The following is a 19,798-nucleotide window of genomic DNA, read 5'->3' as shown; positions in this document are numbered from 1 at the left end:
TGTTCAATCTAACAGAAGCCCCGGTTAACAAGGCCTACAGCGTTTTATCCACAGACCTACCCACGATTTTTGTGGACAGTTTCATCAAGGCTTGAAGGAATTATCGCAAGCGCAGCAACGCCGCGTTGGCCAGCTTGACCAGTTCGATCCATTCGCTTGGGCTGATCACTCCGGAATGCTCCAATTGTTCGGCACGACGCAGTGCCTGATCGTAGTCCTCTTCGTGCAGGATGCCCTCACCGAGAAAACGACCGCGCCACTCCAGCATCGCTGCAGTGCCTTTCTTGCATTCCATAGTGTGTATTGTCTCCAGTGCAGGTGATCGGCCCGAATTCCCGGGCCCTTTGACGGGGGCGGGAGATTACACGAGCACCGTCCACTTGAGAATGACTTGCAGCTACCGCTTGTCCAACCAAGCACGCAGAGTGGGCAGGAACGCCCGGAAGGGACATCGAGCCCGCCTTTGCGTTAGACGGGCCGAAGAGGAGTAGCAGGCGTTTCAGCCGGGCGGAATGGTCCCCAGCAAACCGATCATGATAGTCAGCAGCAGAAAACCACCCAGGAACAGAGCAAGCTTGCCCATCGGAACCTCTACAGTGTAATGACGAAACGGCGGGGCTGGCCGATGCGGGTGCAGAGCAGCGCAGCCTGCCCAGCGCTCACCGGTTCGGAAGGCTGGGCGTTGCGGCTATTGTCGGCGCCCGGCTGATACGGTTACAGATTCAGGTTCGAGGAAAAAAAGCGGATCAGATGGAGTTTGTGACTTGCTTCGATGGCACCCTGCCCTTGCTATGCCCACATGCCGTTGTGCTAGGGTCGGCACACCTTCCCGAGGCCTGCTCACATGACCGCCATCACGCCCCCGGCCGCCTTGCTGATCATCGACATGCAAACCGGCATCAACCATCCACGCCTGGGCCCCCGCAACAACCCCGAGGCCGAGCTACGCATGCTGGAACTGCTTGCCGCCTGGCGCCTTGCAGGGCACCCGGTGGTGCATGTGCGCCACATTTCCCGCGACCCAGGCTCGGTTTTCTGGCCTGGCCAGTCGGGCTGCGAGTTCCAGCCCGCGTTTGCTCCACGCGCAGGCGAGGCACTGTTCGAAAAGCATGTGCCCGACGCGTTCTGCCATACGGGCCTTGAGCAATGGCTGCATGCCAGGGGGATCGGCCGCGTGGTGATTGTGGGTGTGATCACCAACAACTCGGTGGAAGCCAGTGCACGCTCGGCTGGCAACCTGGGCTTCGACACCGTGGTGGTGGCGGACGCCTGCTTTACCTTCGACCAACCTGACCTGCAAGGGCGAGTGTGGTCCGCACAAGACGTGCACACCCTTTCGCTGGCCAACCTGGCCATGGACTATGCCCGCATTCTCGATACCGCCCAGGTGCTCGACGCCAGCTGAGTCAGCTCAGCAAGCGCAGCTTCGACTGCGGTAGCCAGCCCAGCTCGCCATTGCGCAGGCGGCGACACCAGAGCCAGCCATTCAGGGGCCGCAGACCTTCGACCTGCTGGCCCGGGTCGACATCCAGCTCATGGGCACTGTAAGCCTCCAGCGCCCTGCCCCGGCCGACACCAAGCCGCTCGATGACCTGGGCCGGCACCCAGCCCGCCACTTGCCCGGTACAACTGCACAAGTACCAGTCCTCCCAATGCTCCTCGCCCTCGTAACGCTGGCCGATGTCCAGCAAGGTGCCGCGGGCGAAAGTGATTGGCGCAGGGTAGTCACTGCGGTGCGGTTCGATCACGACGTACTTCACTGGCCACTCCCTGGCTGAGAAAAACCATGGATGTTAGTGCAACAGGGTCATGGGTTGCCAGGCGTCGACGGCGACATCGAAAACCCATTTGCTGGCGGAAGGGGAGCGGCCAATTGCAACATCAAGTTTCAGGTAGCAGGGCAACGTCCTACAGCAACCGAAACCTCGCAGCGACCACTGCATCTGTGACGATTCCAGGCCTGCAAAGCCATTCCATAGGCTGGGTGAAAAACCGAGTATCCGAATACGTTGTGGGATGTTTCTGATTCTTTTGTACGCCTACAAGCCATTACCCGGAAACGTGTATGAATAATCAGTATTGAGCACTGGAATGAGCTGATACCTTGCACCGCACCCACAACGGCATGGAGGCCACCAGCGATGAGATCGACATGGAACAGTACCAACCTTCCGCCCTCGCCCTGCAAAAGCACCTGTTGAACCTGCGCCAGGAACGGGCACAGCTCGAAGCGCAGGGTGACCGTCAACGGGCGGATCACCTGACGAAGCTGATCGCGAATATCGAAGAAACCCTGGCCAGCTTCTCCGAACCGTTCAAACCCACGACCTTGCAGTGACGTGCAGCCCTCTCCCTGTGGCCGCTGCGCAGCGGCCTCATGGCTGGCAAGTCGCGGCGGCGAACCGCAGCGCCCACAGATATCCTCAAGTCCTGTGAATCGCGCGGTCGAGGTGGGAGCAACTGTCTTGCGCAGGTCTTCTGTAGGAGCGGCCTTGTGTCGCGAAAGGGCTGCATCGCAGCCCCAGCGATCGTGAATGCCACATAGAAGCCTGGGGCCGCGATGCGGCCCCGGTTTAGCGCCAAAGCTTCAGGCAGAGCGCTCGACCCGTGCAGGCGTGCGGCGCATCAGCACCTTGCCATGCCGCACCGACACCAGCGCATGCCCCTGGCTACGAACCATCTCGTAGTCATCCGGCGCCGACAGCAGCAGCAGGTTTGCCGGCCGCCCGACTTCGATGCCATAGCGCTCGCCCAGGTTGAGGGTGCGGGCACTGTTATCAGTAATCAGGTCCAGGCAGCGCTGCAGGTCTTCATAACCGAGCATGTGGCAGATATGCAGCCCCGCTTCGAGGATGCGCAGGATGTTGCCGTTGCCCAGCGGGTACCACGGATCGACGATCGAGTCCTGGCCAAAACAAACGTTCATCCCGGCCCGGTCGAGCTCGGCCACACGGGTCACGCCACGACGCTTGGGGAAGCTGTCAAAACGCCCCTGCAGGTGAATACTCTCGGTCGGGCACGACACGAAGTTGATGCCGGACAGCTTGAGCAGGCGGAACAGCTTGTAGCAGTAGGCATTGTCATAGGACCCCATGGCCACGGTGTGGCTGGCCGTCACCCGAGCGCCCATGCCACGCACCCGGGCCTCCTCGGCCAGCACCTCGAGGAAGCGCGACTGCGGATCGTCGGTTTCGTCGCAGTGCACATCCACCAGGCAACCACTGCGCTCAGCCAGGTCCATCAGGAATTTCACCGACGACACGCCCTGGTCGCGGGTGTTCTCGAAATGCGGGATACCCCCCACCACGTCGGCACCGATGGCCACGGCCTCGGTCATCAGGGCACGGCCATTGGCGAACGACTCGATGCCTTCCTGGGGGAACGCAACGATCTGCAGGTCGACCAGTTGACGCACCTCATCGCGCACCTCGACCATGGCCTTGAGCGCAGTGAGCGCGGGGTCGGTCACATCGACATGGGTGCGCACGTGCTGGATGCCATGGTCCACCAGCATGTCGAGGGCCTTCCTGGCGCGGGCCTTGATGTCATCGTGGGTGGTGAGCGCCTTGCGCTCGCCCCAGCATTCGATGCCCTCGAACAGCGTACCGCTCATGTTCCAACGGGGTTCACCCGCCGTGAGGGCGGCATCCAGATGGATATGGGGTTCGATGAAGGGCGCCACCACCAGGTTCTGGCTGGCGTCCAGATCTTCAGGGTTGCTCAGCGCCAGCACGCTGGCCTGCGGTTCGATGGCCGCGATGCGGTCACCTTCCAGCCGAATACAAAACAAGCCCGACTTGCCACGCAGCCGTGCGTTGATGATGTTCATGTGGATACTCCTTGCCTTGGGCTTCTCGCTTGCGCCACACCGGCATGGCGACCGGAATGCCCCTACGATACAGCGGGCCGCCACTCAAGCGCCTGCTGATTTGATCAGGCACTGGGCCTGCGCCTTTTCGTCGGTTCTCAGTTGCGCGGCCTTGGGCGGGTCCAGCAGTTTCACATGTAACAGCATGGGCATCTCCTTGAATAGCGCTGGACCACTGGTTGGGCAGGCCCCCTGTAGGAGCGGCTTTAGCCGCGAACACCGGCAGAGCCGGTGCCATCCACCGTGTCGCCTGCTTCGCGGCTAAAGCCGCTCCCACAGGGGGGCGCACAGCTGGAGTCGCAGTTCACCTGCGGCTGGGTGACGATCTCCTCGGCCAGCAACAGTGGCCAGAACAGCTCGGTGCCCGAGGCCAATTGCCGACTGGTCATTACGCACTGGGGCAGCCGCTCCCCTTGGCCAGGCTGGCTCCCACGCTGCAGGTGCTCTACCCGGCCCTGCTGTGCGGACCATGTGTTGGCGCTGTTTGCCAGGCAGGGATTGGAGGTCACGGCTGTGCACTGGGCAAACGCATTACAGGCCGCCATTGGACGGTGGTGCCGGCTTCGGTGCAGCGCCAGCATCATGGGGCTATTGCTTATGCGCCGATTGAGGATAGGGAAGCGGTTTCGCCAATTCTTTTAAGCAACCGGGTTGGGGATTGTTGAGGGTATCGGTCGCCAGGCGTGAAGTAGCTGAACACCTAGAACTGCACCTTGCCCCGACCTGCCTTGACGGTGCTCCGCCTGGATTTCCCCTCGAGGCGGCGGGTCTTCGAGCCGAGGGTCGGCTTGGTGGGGCGGCGTTTCTTCTCGGTCTTGCCGGCAGCAATGATCAACTCGACAAGCCGCGCCAGTGCGTCAGCACGGTTCTGCTCCTGGGTGCGGTACTGCTGGCCCTTGATGATCAACACGCCGTCGCTGGTGATGCGACTGTCACGCAGCGCCAGCAGCCGCTCCTTGTAAAACTCGGGCAGCGACGAGGCCGAAATGTCGAAGCGCAGGTGCACGGCGCTGGACACCTTGTTGACGTTCTGCCCACCCGCGCCTTGCGCGCGGATGTAGGTTAGTTCGATGTCGGCATCCGGCAGATGCACGTTATTGGAGATGATCAGCATGACATGGCCCTTGTGATTGCCCGCATTATCACAGCCTCTGCTGCTCTCCCATAGAACAACACGCAATTCCGCCAAAATCGCGCAGGCACAAAAAAGCCCTGACTAGTCAGGGCTTTGATGAGAATTAGTGGCGGAAGCGTAGAGATTCGAACTCTAGGATAGTTGCCCATCGACGGTTTTCAAGACCGTTGCCTTAAACCACTCGGCCACGCTTCCAGCTGGTTTTGCGGCGGCAATAATACCGTAATGAAACACGCTGTCAAACTCTCTGTGTCGCGGGTTGCATAAGCTCTGGTATGCTCCGCCTCATACGTTTCAATACCCCAGGTCCCAAAGCCCGGGTTCACACCAAAGGAGTGTCGCCATGCGCGAACAGGATTACGCGGTACACCACGGCCAGCAGGTCGAGCAGCAGGAGGTCAGCAAGGTCCTGCGCAACACGTACAGTCTGCTGGCGCTCACCCTCGCCTTCAGCGGCATCATGGCCTTCGTCTCTCAGCAGATGGGCTTCCGCTACCCCAACGTGTTCGTCGTGCTGATCGGCTTCTACGGCCTGTTCTTCCTCACCGCCAAGCTGCGTGACTCGGTCTGGGGCCTGGTATCCACCTTCGCCCTCACCGGCTTCATGGGCTTTATCCTCGGCCCGATCCTCAACCGCTACCTGGGCATGACTGGCGGCGCCGAAGTGGTCAGTTCCGCCTTCGCCATGACCGCGCTGGTATTCGGTGGCCTGTCCGCCTATGTGCTGATCACCCGCAAGGACATGAGCTTCCTCAGCGGCTTCATCACCGCCGGCTTCTTCGTCCTGCTGGGCGCCGTCGTGGCCAGCTTCTTCTTCCAGATCAGCGGCCTGCAACTGGCGATCAGCGCGGGCTTCGTGCTGTTCTCGTCGGTCTGCATCCTGTTCCAGACCAGCGCCATCATCCATGGCGGCGAGCGTAACTACATCATGGCGACCATCAGCCTGTATGTATCGATCTACAACCTGTTCGTCAGCCTGCTGCAGCTGTTCGGCATCATGGGTCGCGACGACTGATCCCATTCAGTAGAACGCACTACGAAAAGCCCGCTTCGGCGGGCTTTTTCGTGCCTACACGAAATCAGCCAACACCACTGAGCTACTGACCTGAAAGTCAGCTTCATCTGCGATTGTGCCGCGATCTGCACAACCCCTACCCCTATCCGGATTCTGCCCGTAGAATGCGCTCCTTTTTTCTTCCGGGGCGGCATTTTCCCATGAGTTCACACGAACACGGGCCGGGCGCGGCGGCGCCTGCCAACGAACTGGTCCTTGGCCTCGAGGACAAGCCTCGGCTGCTGATCGGGCTGCTGGCGGCGTTGCAGCACCTGCTGGCGATCATCGTGCCGATCGTTACGCCAGGGCTACTGATCTGCCAGGCCCTGGGTGTTTCGTCGCGCGACACCAACCTGATCGTCTCGATGTCGCTGGTAATCTCGGGTATCGCCACCTTTGTCCAGTGCAAGCGCTTCGGGCCGTTCGGCGCCGGGTTGCTGATTGTCCAGGGCACCAGCTTCAACTTCGTCGGCCCGCTGATCGCCGGTGGCGCGCTGATGGTCAAGCAGGGCACGCCGGTGGAAAGCGTGATGGCGGCCATCTTCGGTGTGGTGATCGCTGGCTCGTTCGTGGAAATGGGTGTGTCGCGCATCCTGCCCTTCGTCAAACGCCTGATTACCCCGCTGGTGACCGGCATCGTCGTGCTGATGATCGGCCTGACCCTGATCAAGGTCGGCCTGATCAGCATGGGTGGCGGCTTCGGCGCCATGGCCAACGGCACCTTCGCCAACGGCGAAAACCTGCTGCTGTCGGGCGTGGTGCTGGCGATCATCGTCATCCTTAACCGTATCCCGGTGGTGTGGATGCGCAGCTGTGCCATCGTCATCGCCCTGGGCGTGGGCTATGCCCTGGCCGGCTACCTGGGCCGCCTGGACTTCACCGGCATGCACCAGGCCGCGCTGTTCCAGGTGCCGACGCCGCTGCATTTCGGCCTGGGCTTCTCCTGGGCATTGTTCATCCCAATGCTGGTGATCTACCTGGTCACTTCGCTGGAAGCGATCGGTGACGTCACCGCCACCAGCAAGGTCTCGCGCCAGCCGGTCGAAGGCCCGCTGTGGATGCAGCGCATCAAGGGCGGCGTGCTGGTCAACGGCGCCAACTCGCTGCTGGCCGGCCTGTTCAACACCTTCCCCAGCTCGATCTTCGCCCAGAACAACGGCGTGATTCAGCTGACCGGCATCGCCAGCCGTCATATCGGCATGTGGATCGCCGTGATGCTGATCCTGCTGGGCCTGTTCCCCAGCGTCGCCGGGGTGATCCAGGCCGTGCCAGAGCCCGTATTGGGTGGTGCGGCCATGGTGATGTTCGGGGCAGTCGCCGCATCGGGCATCAACATCCTCGCCAGCACTCGCCTCGACCGCCGCGCCCTGCTGATCATCTCGATCTCGCTGGCCCTGGGGCTGGGCGTGGCGCAGGTACCGGAGTTCCTCGCCCACATGCCGTCGGCACTGCGCCATGTACTGGAGTCGGGTGTCGCCACCGGGGGCATCTGCGCCCTGGTGCTCAACTGGTTCCTGCCGGAGAGCAAGGAACAGGCCTAAGTCATCAGCGCCTCGCACACAGAGCCCGCGCCCACCAGCGCGGGCTTTTTGCTTTATCATGGCCGCATTCCTTTGCACGAGCCTCCAATGAAATTCGCCATTGCGGTCTTCTCCCCGGCCCATGCGCCCTCCTCGCGCCGCGCCCTGCGTTTCGCCGAGGCGGTGCTGGCCGGCGGGCATGAAATTGCCCGGCTGTTCTTCTATCAGGACGGGGTACACAGTGCCTCGGCCAATATCGTCGCCCCCCAAGACGAACTGGACGTGGCCGCCGCGTGGCGAGCCTTCGTCAGCGAGCAGCGGCTCGATGCCGTGGTGTGCATTGCCGCCGCACTACGCCGGGGCGTGCTCAATGACGAAGAAGCCAATCGCTACCAGCGTCCGGCGGTGAACCTGCCAATACCGTGGGAGCTTTCCGGCCTGGGCCAACTGCACGAAGCAGCACAAATTGCCGACCGCCTGGTCTGCTTCGGAGGCGACTGAGATGGCCAAGTCATTGCTGATTATCAGCCGCCAGGCACCGTGGAACGGCCCGTCCGCCCGCGAAGCGCTGGACATCGCCCTGGCCGGTGGCGCCTTCGACCTGCCACTGGGCATGCTGTTCCTCGATGACGGCGTATTCCAGCTCACCGCCAACCAGCAACCGGCGGCCGTGCAACAGAAGAATCTCGCTGCCAACTTGCAGGCCCTGCCGATGTTTGGTGTAGAAGAGCTGTTCGCCTGCAGCCATAGCCTGGCCCGACGCGGCTTGGACGCCAAGGCGCTGGACCTCCCGGTCGAGGTACTCGACGATGCCGCACTGACTGCGCTGATTGCCCGTTTCGACCAGGTGGTGACACTCTGATGACGACCCTGCATTTACTCACCCACTCCCCCTTCGGCGATGAGCGCCTGAGCAGCTGCTTGCGCCTGCTCGGCCCCCAGGACGCAATCCTGCTGTGTGGCGACGCCACCTACGCGCTCAAGGCCGGCAGCGAGCCGCAGAATGCACTTGAAGCCGCCAACCTCGGCGGTCGCCTGTATGCCCTCGCCGAAGACCTCCAGGCCCGCGCCATCGACGGCGCGCTGGCCAAGGCCGTGGACTACCCGGCCTTCGTCGAACTCACCCTGGAATACGACAAGGTCAACAGCTGGCTATGAGCACACTGACTGTCGGCGATCGCGCGATCGCCCTGGACAAGGATGGTTTCCTGGTCGACTTGCAGGACTGGTCCCATGAGGTCGCCGAAGCCCTTGCCGGCCGCGAAGCCATCGCGCTAACCCCGGACCATTGGGAAATCCTCGACCTGTTGCGCCAGTTCTACGAGGAGTACCAGCTGTCGCCGGCCACCCGCCCGCTGATCAAGTACACCGCGCTCAAGCTGGGCACGGAAAAGGGCAACAGCCCGCACCTTAACCGCCTGTTCAATGGCACTCCCGCCAAACTCGCCGCCAAGCTGGCGGGCCTGCCCAAGCCGACCAACTGCATATGACCGAACCACGTCCACTCACCCTGGTTACCCCGGCCGAGCACCCCTTCGCCGAATTCGTGCGCATCCTCGGCAAGGGCAAGCGCGGCGCCCGCGGCCTCACTCGTGAAGAGGCCCGCGCCGCCATGACCCTGCTGCTGGAGGGCAAGGTCGAGGACACCCAGCTTGGTGCCTTCCTGATGCTGCTGCGGCACAAGGAGGAGAGCGCCGAGGAACTGGCCGGCTTCACCGAAGCCTTGCGCGCCCATTTGCAGGCACCGCGCATCGCCGTCGACCTGGACTGGCCCACCTACGCCGGCAAGAAGCGCCACCTGCCCTGGTACCTGCTGGCGGCCAAGTGCCTGGCCCGCAATGGCGTGCGCATCATGATGCACGGCGGCGGCGCCCACACCGCCGGCCGCATGTACACCGAGCAGTTGCTCGATCTGCTGGACATCCCACTGTGCCGCGACTGGCAGAGCGTCGAAAGCGCACTGGACAGCCACCAGCTGGTCTTCTTCCCACTACAGGACTGGGCGCCGCAGCTGCAACGCATGATCGACCTTCGCAACACCCTCGGCCTGCGCTCGCCGATCCACTCGCTGGCCCGGGTACTCAACCCCCTCGCCGCCCGCTGCGGCCTGCAAAGCATCTTCCACCCCGGCTACCAGGCCGTGCACCGCGAGGCCAGCCGGCTGCTCGGTGACCATGCCGTGGTGATCAAGGGCGATGGCGGCGAGATCGAGATCAATCCGGATGTCATCAGCCACCTCTACGGCGCCTCCAACGGCGACGCCTGGGATGAGGAATGGCCCGCCCTGAGCCCACGACGCCACGTAAAGCCGGCCAGCCTGCAACCGGAACACCTGCTGGCGGTATGGCGTGGCGAAGCCGAGGACAGCTATGGCGAGCTGGCTGTGGTGGCGACCATGGCCCTGGCCCTGCGCGGGCTGGGCCAAGCACGCGAACTGGCATTCAGCAACGCTCAGGCCTATTGGTCCAACCGTGAAGCATCGAATAAGTAGATGAGAACCCCGCACTCTTTGCGCTATTTATTCGAACGCTTTTAACTAGACTGGGCTCCAACGACAAACAACTTTGTTCCGAGGAGCTCCCATGGGCCTTTTGATCGACGGCCGCTGGCATGACCAGTGGTACGAAACCGGCAAGGACGGCGCCTTCAAGCGCGAAAACGCGCAGCGCCGTAACCCGTTGCCCAACGCCGAGGCCGGCCGCTACCACCTGTATGTGTCGCTGGCCTGCCCATGGGCCCACCGCACCCTGATCACCCGCGCCATCAAGGGGCTGGAGCCGCTGATTGACGTTTCAGTGGTGAGCTGGCTGATGGGCGAGCATGGCTGGACCTTCGACCAGCACGAAGGCTCCACCGGCGATCACCTCGATGCCTTGCAGTACCTGCACCAGCGCTACACCCAGGACGATCCGCACTACACCGGGCGGGTCACCGTGCCAGTGCTGTGGGACAAGCAGGAAAAGCGCATCGTCAACAATGAGTCGGCCGAGATCATCCGTATCTTCAACACCGCGTTCAACCACGTGACCGGTAATCGCCTGGACCTCTACCCCGAACCGCTGCGTGCGAGCATCGACGCACTCAACGAGCGCATCTACCCGGCAGTGAACAACGGCGTCTATCGCGCAGGCTTCGCCACCACCCAGGATGCCTACGAGGCGGCCTTCGACGAGGTGTTCAACGAACTGGACCATCTGGAAGAATTGCTGGGCCAGCAACGCTACCTGGCCGGCGAGCACCTGACCGAGGCCGACGTGCGCCTGTTCACCACGCTGGTGCGTTTCGATGCGGTGTACCACGGGCACTTCAAGTGCAACCTGCGTAGGCTGAGTGACTACCCGAACCTGTCCAACTGGCTGCGCGAGCTGTACCAGTGGCCGGGGGTGGCGCAGACGGTGGACATGGAGCACATCCAGAAGCACTACTACATGAGCCACAAGACCATCAACCCGAATGGGATCGTGCCCAAGGGGCCGTTGCAGGATTTCAACCTGGCCCATGATCGGGCGCGCTTGCCGGGGAAAGGGATCTGGCAGGATTGACATAGCGGGGCTGCTTTGCAGCCCATTCGCGGCACAAGGCCGCTCCTACAGGGAATGCGAAATCCTGTAGGAGGGCCGCAGAGCGGCCCCAGCCATTCAACTGTCTTGCTGCGAACCTTCAAACCACGCCAGCTTCTCACGCAACTGCACCACCTCCCCGACGATCACTAGGGTCGGCGCATGCACTTCATGGCGTGCCACCAGCTCAGGCAGGTCCGCCAGAGTACCGGTGAACACCCGCTGGTTGCGGGTAGTGCCCTGCTGCACCAGCGCCGCCGGCGTGCTGGCCGCACGACCATGACGGATCAACTCGGCACAGATGGTGGGTAGCCCTACCAGGCCCATGTAGAACACCAGCGTCTGCGCCGGCGCCACCAGGTCATCCCAAGGCAGGTTGCTGGTGCCGTCCTTGAGGTGGCCGGTGACGAAGCGCACCGACTGGGCATAGTCGCGGTGGGTCAGCGGAATACCGCCATAGGCGGAACACCCACTGGCCGCGGTAATGCCCGGCACCACCTGAAACGGGATACCCTGCTCGGCCAGCTCTTCGATCTCCTCGCCACCCCGGCCGAAGATGAACGGGTCGCCACCCTTGAGCCGCAGCACCCGCTTGCCCTGTTGGGCCAAGTCCACCAGCAGGCGGTTGATCTGGTCCTGCGGCACGGCGTGGTCGGCGCGGCGCTTGCCGACATAGATACGCTCGGCATCACGCCGGCACATCTCGATAATGGCCGGGGCCACCAAACGGTCGTACAGCACCACGTCGGCCTGTTGCATAAGGCGCAAGGCACGGAAGGTCAGCAGGTCGGGATCACCCGGGCCGGCACCGACCAGGTACACCTCGCCCCCCTGCTGCACCGGCGCGCCATCGACCATCGCCTGCAACAGGCGCTCGGCTTCGGCACCTTGCCCGGCCAGCTGGCGCTCGGCGATTGGCCCCTGGAATACGTTCTCCCAGAATCCACGGCGTTGGTTGACGTCGGGGTACAAGGCCTTGACCTTGTGGCGGAAACGCGCGGCCAGGCCGGCCAGCTCGCCATAGGCGGACGGGATCCAGGCCTCCAGCTTGGCGCGAATCAACCGCGCCAGTACCGGCGCGTCGCCGCCACTGGACACCGCGACCACCAGCGGTGAACGGTCGACGATGGCCGGGAAGATCACCGTGCACAACGCTGGCGCATCCACCACGTTGACCGGCAGGCTGCGAGCCTGCGCATCACGCGATACCTGGGCATTGAGCTCAGGATCATCGGTGGCCGCGATTACCAGGCGGCAGCCGTCCAGGTCCGAGGGCTGGTAGCCCCGCACCAGGACTTCACCGCCACCTTCGCGAGCCATCGCGGCCAGCTGGCCGTCGACCTCCGGCGCCACCACGCGCAGCGCGGCGCCGGCGTCGGCCAGCAGGCGCGCCTTGCGCAAAGCGATCTCGCCGCCACCGACGACCAGCACCCGGCCGCCCTGCAGCTTGTGGAACAGCGGCAGGTAATCCATCTCAGCGAATGACCTCGACGCCACCCATGTACGGCTTGAGCACCTCCGGCACACGGATCGAACCGTCGGCCTGCTGGTAGTTCTCCAGCACCGCGACCAGGGTACGGCCTACTGCCAGGCCCGAGCCGTTCAGGGTGTGCACCAGCTCCGGCTTGCCGGTTTCCGGGTTGCGCCAGCGCGCCTGCATGCGGCGCGCCTGGAAGTCGCCGCAGTTGGAGCAGGAGCTGATCTCGCGGTACTTGTCCTGGCTAGGTACCCACACCTCGAGGTCGTAGGTTTTCACCGCACCGAAGCCCATGTCGCCGGTGCACAGCGCCAGCACGCGGTACGGCAGCTCCAGCAGCTGGAGCACACGTTCGGCGTTGGCGGTCAGGCCTTCCAGCGCTTCCATGGATTTCGCAGGCTCTACGATCTGCACCATCTCGACCTTGTCGAACTGGTGCTGGCGGATCATGCCGCGTGTGTCGCGGCCCGAAGCGCCAGCCTCGCTGCGGAAGCACGGAGTGTGGGCGACCAGCTTGAGCGGCAGTTGCTTGGCATCGAGGATCTGCTCGGCCACCAGGTTGGTCAGCGACACCTCAGCGGTTGGAATGAGGTAGAAGTCGGCTTCGCCTTCGCGGCTGATCTTGAACAGGTCTTCCTCGAACTTCGGCAGCTGGCCGGTACCCTGCAGGGCTGGGGCCTGGACCAGGTACGGGGTGTAGTGCTCCTCGTAGCCGTGCTCGCCGGTGTGCAGGTTGATCATGAACTGCGCCAGGGCGCGGTGCAGGCGTGCGATCGGGCCGCGCAGCACGGCAAAGCGAGCGCCAGACAGCTTGGCCGCAGCCTCGAAGTCCAGGCCACCGCTGACTTCGCCCAGGGCCACGTGGTCCTTGATTTCGAAGTCAAACGCCTTCGGCGTACCCCAGCGGCGCACTTCGACGTTGTCGTCTTCACTGGCGCCGACCGGCACGCTGGCGTCCGGCAGGTTGGGAATGGTCAGGAGGATGCCGTCAAGCTCCGCCTGGATGCCGTCCAGCTCGCTCTTGCCGGCGGCCAGCTCGTTGGCCATGCGCTCGACGTCTGCCATCAGCGGGGCAATGTCCTCGCCCTTGGCCTTGGCCTGGCCGATGGACTTGGAGCGGGCGTTACGCTCGGCCTGCAGCTGTTCGGTACGGGTCTGCACCGCCTTGCGGCGCTCTTCCAGTGATTCGATGCGCGCGACATCCAGGCTGAAGCCACGGGAGGCCAGGCGGTCCGCCACTTCCTGAAGTTGGCCGCGTAACAGTTTGGAATCGAGCATATCGTTCTCTCGTTATAAGTAAGTGTTGGTTCAGAATCGAGTGAGGGTGAGGCCGGCCCAGGTCGCAAGCAGCCCGCCCACCACGCTAATACCGGTATAGCCCAAGGCCAGGGGAACCTGCCCGCTTTCGAGCAGGCGCACGGTGTCCAGGGAAAAGGATGAAAAGGTCGTCAGGCCACCGAGAAAGCCCACGATCAGCCCGGCCCGCAGCTCCACCGGCACCAGGGGCTTGTGCAGGAACAGGCCGTAGAGCAGGCCGATCAGCAGGCAGCCGACCAGGTTGACCGCCAGCGTACCGAGGTAGAACTGCTTCGGCCAGTTGGCAGCAACCCAGTTGCTGGTGGCAAAGCGCAGCAAGGTGCCGCAGATGCCGCCCGCGCTGACGGCGGCGATGAGTGCGATCACGGTTTTCTCCGTTGCCGGGGGCTGTTGCGGTCGAGCTCGGCCAAGTGGCGCAATTTCTCGCCGATTTTCAGCTCCAGGCCGCGAGGCACCGGCTGATAGTACTGGCGTGGCTCGAGTTGTTCGGGGAAATAATCCTCGCCGGCGGCGTAGGCATCCGGCTCGTCGTGGGCGTAGCGGTACTCTTCGCCGTAGCCGAGCTGCTTCATCAACTTGGTGGGGGCGTTGCGCAGGTGCAGCGGCACTTCCAGCGAGCCGTGCTCGGCCGCTTCGCGCATGGCCGCCTTGAAGCCCATGTACACCGCGTTGCTTTTTGGTGCGCAGGCGATGTAGGTGATGGCCTGGGCCACCGCCAGCTCACCTTCCGGGCTGCCCAGGCGCTCCTGTACATCCCAGGCCGCCAGGCACAGGCTCAGCGCCCGCGGGTCGGCGTTGCCGATGTCCTCGCTGGCCATGCGCACCACGCGCCGGGCAATGTACAGCGGGTCGCAGCCGCCATCGAGCATGCGCGCGTACCAGTACAGCGCGCCGTCGGGGTTGGAGCCACGCACGGATTTGTGCAGCGCCGAGATCTGGTCGTAGAACGCTTCACCGCCCTTGTCGAAACGCCGGCGGCTGTCGCCGAGCAGGCTTTGCAGCAACTCGACACCAATCTCGCCGCCATCTTCGGCCAGGTCCGAGGCGTTCTCGAGGAAGTTGAGCATGCGCCGGCCATCGCCATCGGCGGCGGCCATGAGCATCTTGAAAGCGTCGTCACCCACCTGCAGTTGGCGCTTGCCAAGGCCGCGCTCTTCACTGAGCGCGCGGTCCACCAGCTTGCGCAGCGCGGCTTCGTCGAGGCTCTTGAGCACATAGACCCGCGCCCGCGACAGCAAGGCGTTGTTCAGCTCGAACGAAGGGTTTTCGGTGGTGGCGCCGATGAAGATCAGCGTGCCGTCCTCCACGTAGGGCAGGAAGGCATCCTGTTGCGACTTGTTGAAACGGTGCACTTCATCGACGAACAGGATGGTGCGCCGGCCGTACTGGCCGGCCTGCTGCTTGGCCACCTCGACGGCCTGGCGGATTTCCTTGACCCCCGCCAGTACCGCCGAGACCGTCTCGAAATGCGCATCGCAGAACTGCGCCAGCAGCCGCGCCAGGGTGGTCTTGCCCACCCCGGGCGGGCCCCAGAAGATCATCGAATGCAGCGCGCCCTGCTCCAGTGCCTCGCGCAGCGGCTTGCCGCGCGCCAGCAGGTGCTCCTGGCCCACGTACTCGTCCAGGTTGGACGGGCGCAGGCGCGCGGCCAGGGGCTGGGCGACGGGTTCGCTTCGAAACAGGTCCATCACGGGCTCCGCTTACTCCTTGATGACGTCAGCGCCTTTGGGGATGTCGAACTTGAAGGTGCTGTCCGGCACCGCCTGGTTGGCCTTGACGCCATTGAACAGGATATTGGTGCGCTGGCCGACACTGTCGATCAGTTGCATGTCGTTGATCAGGCCCTTGCGGAACGACACGCGCAGCGAGTCGAACAACGTGTCCTTGGTCTTCGGCTTGAGGGTGAAGTCCATGACTTCGCCCTGCTCCTTGGAGGTGATGTCGAAGCTCTGGCTGATCTTCGACACGTCACCGGACAGCAGCAACGCCGGGGTCTGGTTCAGACGCACGTCGAGCTTCTTGATGGTGGCCTGTTCCAGGTCCGGGTCCCACAGGGTGACGTTCTTGCCGTCGGACACTACCACCTGCTCCTGCGGTGCATTGGTGTGCCAGTAGAACAGGCCCGGGCGTTTGACGGTCATCTTGCCGGAGGTTTCCTGCAGGTTGACACCATCGGCACCAAGGGTCAGCTGGGAAAAGTTGGCTTCAATGGTCTGCGACTTCTCCAGCAACTGGGTCAAGCGCTGCACATCCTGCTCGCCGGCGTGGGCCGACAGAGTGCCCGCAGCCAGGGCAGAAACCAACAGCATGCGAATCGCGCGCATGGAAATCCTCGTAGAACGGTTAAGGGGCCGGGCACCTCGTGTGCCCGGCAAGGTGATCATCAATCGCGCGGGCCGCCCGGGGCAATCACTTCCCGCGAGCCGTTGCTGTTCATGGGGGTGACCACGCCGGCCATCTCCATCGACTCGATCATCCGCGCGGCGCGGTTGTAACCGATCTTCAGCTTGCGCTGTACCGCGGAAATCGATGCACGGCGGCTTTCGAGAACAAACTGCACGGCCTCGTCGTAGAGGGCGTCGGCTTCCGGATCATCACCGTCGCCGCCACCACTGCCACCGCCGTCGAAGCCGCTGCCGGCCTCCTCGACGCCATTGAGGATGTCGTCGTTGTAGTCCGGTGCGCCACGCAGCTTCCACGCCTCGACCGTGCGATGCACCTCGTCGTCCGAGACGAACGCGCCGTGTACACGGATCGGCAGGCTGGTGCCCGGGGGCATGTAGAGCATGTCACCGTGACCCAGCAGCTGTTCGGCGCCACCCTGATCGATGATGGTCCGCGAGTCGATCTTGCTCGACACCTGGAACGCCATGCGGGTCGGGATGTTGGCCTTGATCAAACCGGTGATCACATCGACCGATGGGCGCTGGGTGGCCAGGATCAGGTGGATACCGGCGGCACGGGCCTTCTGGGCGATACGGGCGATCAGCTCCTCGACCTTCTTGCCGACGATCATCATCATGTCGGCGAATTCGTCGACCACCACCACGATGGTCGGCAGGGTCTTAAGCGTCGGCGGCTCGTCGTCCATGCTTTCGCGACGGTACAGCGGGTCGTGGATGACCTCGCCGGCTTCCTGGGCATCCTTGATCTTGCGGTTGAAGCCCGCCAGATTGCGCACGCCCATGGCCGCCATCAACTTGTAGCGCCGTTCCATCTCGGCAACGCTCCAGCGCAGGGCGTTGGCGGCGTCCTTCATGTCGGTGACCACCGGGCACAGCAGGTGCGGGATGCCTTCGTAGATCGACAGTTCGAGCATTTTTGGGTCGATCATGATCAGTCGCGCGTCTTCCGGGCCCGACTTGAACAGGATCGACAGGATCATGGCGTTCACGCCCACCGACTTACCGGAGCCGGTGGTACCGGCCACCAGCAGGTGCGGCATCTTGGCCAGGTCGGTGATCACCGGCTTGCCGCCGATGTCGTGGCCCAGCGCCAGGGTGACCGGCGACTTGTTCTCATCGAACTGGGTCGACGACAGCACCTCGGAGAACCGCACCATCTGACGGTTTTCGTTGGGGATCTCGATACCCACGGTGGTCTTGCCAGGGATGACCTCGACCACCCGCACGCTGGTCACCGCCAGCGAACGCGCCAGGTCCTTGGCCAGGTTGGCGATGCGGCTGACCTTCACGCCCGCAGCGGGCTGGATCTCGTAACGGGTGATCACCGGGCCGGGGTGAATGGAGTCCACCGAGACTTCCACGCCAAATTCCTTGAGCTTGATTTCCAGCAACTGGCCGACGCCAGCCAGGGACTCGGGGGAGTACTCGATCTTCTTCTGCTCGGCCGGGTCGAGAATGGAAATCGAAGGCAATGTGCCTTCCACGGCGCTGTCGATGAACAGCGGCGCCTGTTTTTCCTTCATCACCCGTTTGCTCGGCTCCGGGGTGCTGGGCGCAGCTGGCGGCATGATCACCGGGGCTGCGGCAGCAGGTTGCACACGCGGCACTACAGGCTCGCGCGGTGCCACTGGCCGGGCTGGCGGCTCTTCGCGCTCGACCGCACGCTCGCGTGGCTGCGGTTGCGGCCTGGCCGGTTCGCGCTTCTCGGCGGCTACCGGTGCCACGTCGAAATCTGGGTCGTCCACCTCGCGCAGCTGTGCCACCAGGCGCTTGCGCTCGTTGCGCGCTTCCCACCAGCGGTTGGCGGCATTCTGCACCAGCTCGAACAGGTCGAGGGTGATCTTGCCGGTCAGGTCCATCACCTTGAACCAGGACAGGTCGGTGAACACCGTCAGCCCAAACAGGAACAAGGCGATGAACATCAGCGTGCTGCCCTGCACGTTGAGCAGGTTGCGCGCCAGGTCGCCGAGGCTCTCGCCCAAGGCTCCACCTGCGGAGAACGGCAGGCTTGCCGGGGGGTGGAAATGGATATGCGCCAGCGCCGCGCCCGACAGCACCAGGAACACCAGGCCAATCAGCCGCCAGGAAAACAGCCAGCCACTCCACTGCCAGGGCTGGTGACGCTCGCGGAAGATCTGCCAGGTCTTGATGGCCAGCAGCAGCGGGAAGATGTAGGCGAAATAGCCAAGCACCATGAACAGGATGTCGGCGAAATAGGCCCCCGCGCGGCCGGCGGCGTTCTGCACCTGTTCGGCGTTGCTGGTGTGGCTGAAGCCTGGGTCGGCGGTGTCGTAGGTGACCAGTGCCATCCACAGGTACAGGCAAAGCGCGCCAACGGCGATCAGCGCACCTTCCTTCAGGCGGTAGTGCAGCTGCTGCCGCCACAGGGGCACTGGCAAGGGGGCTGGGGTTGCAGTGGATTTCTTCAAAACGCGTCTATTCCTGCGCGTGCTGCGCGTCCAAACAGTGATTGGCCGGTCACTGGCCAATTAACCGCTACTTTTAACATTACTGCCCGCCAGCCGCCATGGCGGCACGCTGCCTGGAGCGCGAACGGCGAGCTATTTTCATTTAGTTGCAATTTGAGCATGCATTTTCTTTTGTGACAAAGGCTTATGCTGTGTTTTTGCACAGGTGTGACAGCAAATCGGCCAGATGGTGCCTGTGCGATAGAAAATCGCGGGGCAAGCCCGCCCCCCAGGCGGCCAGCGTTGACCGCACCGGCTAGCCGCGCCATGCTGGTCGCCCTCCCCTCCCCCGCCGCCCAAGACCCCATGCTCACCTGGCTGACCCGCGACTCGCTCACCTTCCCGCCTTTGGAAAAGGCCCTGCACGACCCCAACGGCCTGCTCGCCGCCGGTGGCGACCTTACGCCCGACCGCCTGGTGGCAGCCTACCGCCATGGCTGCTTCCCCTGGTATCAGGATGGCCAGCCGATCCTCTGGTGGTCACCCGACCCGCGCACCGTGCTGTTCCCGGACGAGCTGCATGTTTCGCGCTCGCTGGCCAAGCTGATCCGCCAGGGCCGCTACCAAGTCAGTTTCGACCGTGACTTCGCGTCGGTAATCGCCGCCTGTGCGGCACCTCGCGACTACGCCGACGGCACCTGGATCACCGACAACATGCGCGCGGCCTACTGCGAGCTGCACCGCCGAGGCATCGCCCACTCGGTGGAAGTACGCCAGGATGGCGAACTGGTCGGCGGCCTGTATGGCCTGGCCATGGGCCGGCTGTTCTTTGGCGAATCGATGTTCAGCCGTGCCGACAACGCCTCGAAAGTGGGTTTCGTCACGCTGGTCGAGCACCTGAAACAGGCCGGCTTCGTGCTGATCGACTGCCAGATGCCAACCAACCACCTGCACAGCCTCGGCGCCCGCGCCATCAGCCGGGCGAGCTTTGGCGAGTACCTGGCAAATCACCTGGACCAGCCCAACGGCGCCAGTTGGGTCGCCTAGGCGAGTT

General features: G+C 63.6%; 22 protein-coding genes and 1 tRNA gene. 11 read left to right on the top strand and 12 right to left on the bottom strand.

Annotated features, from left to right (window positions below):
* Nucleotides 1-100 precede the first annotated feature (100 nt).
* Nucleotides 101-295, bottom strand: coding sequence for a hypothetical protein (locus tag IX761_RS04575; protein WP_194788446.1), 195 nt, complete (start codon nucleotides 293-295; stop codon nucleotides 101-103).
* Between the two features lie 549 nt (nucleotides 296-844).
* On the opposite strand from IX761_RS04575, the gene IX761_RS04570 reads away from it, so the two are divergent.
* Nucleotides 845-1,405 carry a cysteine hydrolase family protein gene (locus IX761_RS04570; protein ID WP_194788445.1) on the top strand — a complete coding sequence of 187 codons (561 nt, stop codon included), beginning with the start codon at nucleotides 845-847 and terminating at the stop codon, nucleotides 1,403-1,405.
* Nucleotide 1,406: 1 nt separating this feature from the next.
* Here IX761_RS04570 and IX761_RS04565 read toward each other — a convergent pair whose 3' ends face one another.
* Nucleotides 1,407-1,760, bottom strand: coding sequence for an SH3 domain-containing protein (locus tag IX761_RS04565; RefSeq protein ID WP_194788444.1), 354 nt, complete (start codon nucleotides 1,758-1,760; stop codon nucleotides 1,407-1,409).
* A 344-nt stretch (nucleotides 1,761-2,104) separates the two neighbouring features.
* Here IX761_RS04565 and IX761_RS04560 point away from each other — a divergent pair, with 344 nt between their 5' ends.
* Nucleotides 2,105-2,338: a hypothetical protein gene (locus tag IX761_RS04560; protein ID WP_194788443.1), complete on the top strand. Its 234-nt coding sequence runs from the start codon at nucleotides 2,105-2,107 to the stop codon at nucleotides 2,336-2,338.
* A 249-nt stretch (nucleotides 2,339-2,587) separates the two neighbouring features.
* On the opposite strand, the gene codA is transcribed toward IX761_RS04560, so the two are convergent.
* From codA to IX761_RS04540, 4 genes are all read right to left on the bottom strand, one after another.
* On the bottom strand, nucleotides 2,588-3,829 hold the full coding sequence (gene codA / locus IX761_RS04555) for a cytosine deaminase (RefSeq protein WP_194788442.1): 1,242 nt from the start codon (nucleotides 3,827-3,829) through the stop codon (nucleotides 2,588-2,590).
* Nucleotides 3,830-4,074: 245 nt separating this feature from the next.
* A complete protein-coding gene (locus IX761_RS04550) occupies nucleotides 4,075-4,257 on the bottom strand; it encodes a hypothetical protein (RefSeq protein ID WP_194788441.1) in 183 nt (60 codons plus the stop codon).
* Nucleotides 4,258-4,568: 311 nt separating this feature from the next.
* Entirely contained in the window at nucleotides 4,569-4,982 is a 414-nt protein-coding gene (gene arfB / locus IX761_RS04545) for an alternative ribosome rescue aminoacyl-tRNA hydrolase ArfB (protein ID WP_194788440.1), read from the bottom strand.
* Between the two features lie 128 nt (nucleotides 4,983-5,110).
* Nucleotides 5,111-5,198, bottom strand: a tRNA-Ser gene (locus tag IX761_RS04540).
* A 148-nt stretch (nucleotides 5,199-5,346) separates the two neighbouring features.
* Between IX761_RS04540 and IX761_RS04535 the strand changes: the two genes are divergently transcribed.
* From IX761_RS04535 to IX761_RS04500, 8 genes are all read left to right on the top strand, one after another.
* Nucleotides 5,347-6,018 carry a Bax inhibitor-1/YccA family protein gene (locus IX761_RS04535; RefSeq protein ID WP_194788439.1) on the top strand — a complete coding sequence of 224 codons (672 nt, stop codon included), beginning with the start codon at nucleotides 5,347-5,349 and terminating at the stop codon, nucleotides 6,016-6,018.
* A gap of 200 nt (nucleotides 6,019-6,218) precedes the next feature.
* A complete protein-coding gene (locus tag IX761_RS04530; RefSeq protein WP_194788438.1) occupies nucleotides 6,219-7,598 on the top strand; it encodes a nucleobase:cation symporter-2 family protein in 1,380 nt (459 codons plus the stop codon).
* Nucleotides 7,599-7,685: 87 nt separating this feature from the next.
* Nucleotides 7,686-8,078 (top strand): sulfurtransferase complex subunit TusD, encoded by a 393-nt coding sequence (gene tusD, locus IX761_RS04525; RefSeq protein ID WP_194788437.1) that lies wholly within the window; start codon nucleotides 7,686-7,688, stop codon nucleotides 8,076-8,078.
* A gap of 1 nt (nucleotide 8,079) precedes the next feature.
* Complete coding sequence (tusC, locus tag IX761_RS04520) at nucleotides 8,080-8,439, top strand: sulfurtransferase complex subunit TusC (RefSeq protein WP_194788436.1); 360 nt, start codon at nucleotides 8,080-8,082, stop codon at nucleotides 8,437-8,439.
* Complete coding sequence (gene tusB, locus IX761_RS04515; RefSeq protein WP_194788435.1) at nucleotides 8,439-8,735, top strand: sulfurtransferase complex subunit TusB; 297 nt, start codon at nucleotides 8,439-8,441, stop codon at nucleotides 8,733-8,735. The genes tusC and tusB overlap by 1 nt, the downstream gene beginning before the upstream one ends.
* A complete protein-coding gene (locus tag IX761_RS04510) occupies nucleotides 8,732-9,067 on the top strand; it encodes a TusE/DsrC/DsvC family sulfur relay protein (protein ID WP_194788434.1) in 336 nt (111 codons plus the stop codon). The genes tusB and IX761_RS04510 overlap by 4 nt, the downstream gene beginning before the upstream one ends.
* Entirely contained in the window at nucleotides 9,064-10,068 is a 1,005-nt protein-coding gene (locus tag IX761_RS04505) for a glycosyl transferase family protein (protein WP_194788433.1), read from the top strand. The genes IX761_RS04510 and IX761_RS04505 overlap by 4 nt, the downstream gene beginning before the upstream one ends.
* A 91-nt stretch (nucleotides 10,069-10,159) precedes the next feature.
* A complete protein-coding gene (locus IX761_RS04500) occupies nucleotides 10,160-11,119 on the top strand; it encodes a glutathione S-transferase family protein (protein ID WP_194788432.1) in 960 nt (319 codons plus the stop codon).
* Nucleotides 11,120-11,215: 96 nt separating this feature from the next.
* Here the strand turns inward: IX761_RS04500 and cysG are convergent, their stop codons facing one another.
* Genes cysG through IX761_RS04470 form a run of 6 tightly spaced genes read right to left on the bottom strand, consistent with a single transcriptional unit; the run spans nucleotide 11,216 to nucleotide 18,807 of the window.
* Entirely contained in the window at nucleotides 11,216-12,610 is a 1,395-nt protein-coding gene (gene cysG, locus IX761_RS04495) for a siroheme synthase CysG (protein WP_194788431.1), read from the bottom strand.
* Between the two features lies 1 nt (nucleotide 12,611).
* Nucleotides 12,612-13,892 carry a serine--tRNA ligase gene (gene serS / locus IX761_RS04490; protein WP_194788430.1) on the bottom strand — a complete coding sequence of 427 codons (1,281 nt, stop codon included), beginning with the start codon at nucleotides 13,890-13,892 and terminating at the stop codon, nucleotides 12,612-12,614.
* A 30-nt stretch (nucleotides 13,893-13,922) separates the two neighbouring features.
* Entirely contained in the window at nucleotides 13,923-14,297 is a 375-nt protein-coding gene (crcB, locus tag IX761_RS04485; RefSeq protein ID WP_194788429.1) for a fluoride efflux transporter CrcB, read from the bottom strand.
* Entirely contained in the window at nucleotides 14,294-15,619 is a 1,326-nt protein-coding gene (locus IX761_RS04480) for a replication-associated recombination protein A (protein WP_194788428.1), read from the bottom strand. The genes crcB and IX761_RS04480 overlap by 4 nt, the downstream gene beginning before the upstream one ends.
* Nucleotides 15,620-15,631: 12 nt before the next feature.
* Nucleotides 15,632-16,255 (bottom strand): outer membrane lipoprotein chaperone LolA, encoded by a 624-nt coding sequence (lolA, locus tag IX761_RS04475; protein WP_194788427.1) that lies wholly within the window; start codon nucleotides 16,253-16,255, stop codon nucleotides 15,632-15,634.
* A 59-nt stretch (nucleotides 16,256-16,314) separates the two neighbouring features.
* Nucleotides 16,315-18,807: a DNA translocase FtsK 4TM domain-containing protein gene (locus IX761_RS04470; RefSeq protein ID WP_416366760.1), complete on the bottom strand. Its 2,493-nt coding sequence runs from the start codon at nucleotides 18,805-18,807 to the stop codon at nucleotides 16,315-16,317.
* A gap of 303 nt (nucleotides 18,808-19,110) precedes the next feature.
* Between IX761_RS04470 and aat the strand changes: the two genes are divergently transcribed.
* On the top strand, nucleotides 19,111-19,791 hold the full coding sequence (gene aat / locus IX761_RS04465; protein WP_194788530.1) for a leucyl/phenylalanyl-tRNA--protein transferase: 681 nt from the start codon (nucleotides 19,111-19,113) through the stop codon (nucleotides 19,789-19,791).
* Nucleotides 19,792-19,798 lie beyond the last annotated feature (7 nt).

Source organism: Pseudomonas sp. UFMG81, from assembly GCF_015354575.1.
Taxonomy (GTDB): domain Bacteria; phylum Pseudomonadota; class Gammaproteobacteria; order Pseudomonadales; family Pseudomonadaceae; genus Aquipseudomonas.
This window is presented reverse-complemented; position numbering and strand designations above follow the sequence as displayed.

Coding starts and splice junctions, on each gene's coding strand:
- IX761_RS04575 (WP_194788446.1), bottom strand. CDS start 295: ATGGAATGCAAGAAAGGCACTGCAGCGATGCTGGAGTGGCGCGGTCGT.
- IX761_RS04570 (WP_194788445.1), top strand. CDS start 845: ATGACCGCCATCACGCCCCCGGCCGCCTTGCTGATCATCGACATGCAA.
- codA (WP_194788442.1), bottom strand. CDS start 3,829: ATGAACATCATCAACGCACGGCTGCGTGGCAAGTCGGGCTTGTTTTGT.
- IX761_RS04550 (WP_194788441.1), bottom strand. CDS start 4,257: ATGACCAGTCGGCAATTGGCCTCGGGCACCGAGCTGTTCTGGCCACTG.
- arfB (WP_194788440.1), bottom strand. CDS start 4,982: ATGCTGATCATCTCCAATAACGTGCATCTGCCGGATGCCGACATCGAA.
- IX761_RS04535 (WP_194788439.1), top strand. CDS start 5,347: ATGCGCGAACAGGATTACGCGGTACACCACGGCCAGCAGGTCGAGCAG.
- IX761_RS04530 (WP_194788438.1), top strand. CDS start 6,219: ATGAGTTCACACGAACACGGGCCGGGCGCGGCGGCGCCTGCCAACGAA.
- tusD (WP_194788437.1), top strand. CDS start 7,686: ATGAAATTCGCCATTGCGGTCTTCTCCCCGGCCCATGCGCCCTCCTCG.
- tusC (WP_194788436.1), top strand. CDS start 8,080: ATGGCCAAGTCATTGCTGATTATCAGCCGCCAGGCACCGTGGAACGGC.
- tusB (WP_194788435.1), top strand. CDS start 8,439: ATGACGACCCTGCATTTACTCACCCACTCCCCCTTCGGCGATGAGCGC.
- IX761_RS04510 (WP_194788434.1), top strand. CDS start 8,732: ATGAGCACACTGACTGTCGGCGATCGCGCGATCGCCCTGGACAAGGAT.
- IX761_RS04505 (WP_194788433.1), top strand. CDS start 9,064: ATGACCGAACCACGTCCACTCACCCTGGTTACCCCGGCCGAGCACCCC.
- IX761_RS04500 (WP_194788432.1), top strand. CDS start 10,160: ATGGGCCTTTTGATCGACGGCCGCTGGCATGACCAGTGGTACGAAACC.
- cysG (WP_194788431.1), bottom strand. CDS start 12,610: ATGGATTACCTGCCGCTGTTCCACAAGCTGCAGGGCGGCCGGGTGCTG.
- serS (WP_194788430.1), bottom strand. CDS start 13,892: ATGCTCGATTCCAAACTGTTACGCGGCCAACTTCAGGAAGTGGCGGAC.
- IX761_RS04480 (WP_194788428.1), bottom strand. CDS start 15,619: ATGGACCTGTTTCGAAGCGAACCCGTCGCCCAGCCCCTGGCCGCGCGC.
- lolA (WP_194788427.1), bottom strand. CDS start 16,255: ATGCGCGCGATTCGCATGCTGTTGGTTTCTGCCCTGGCTGCGGGCACT.
- aat (WP_194788530.1), top strand. CDS start 19,111: ATGCTCACCTGGCTGACCCGCGACTCGCTCACCTTCCCGCCTTTGGAA.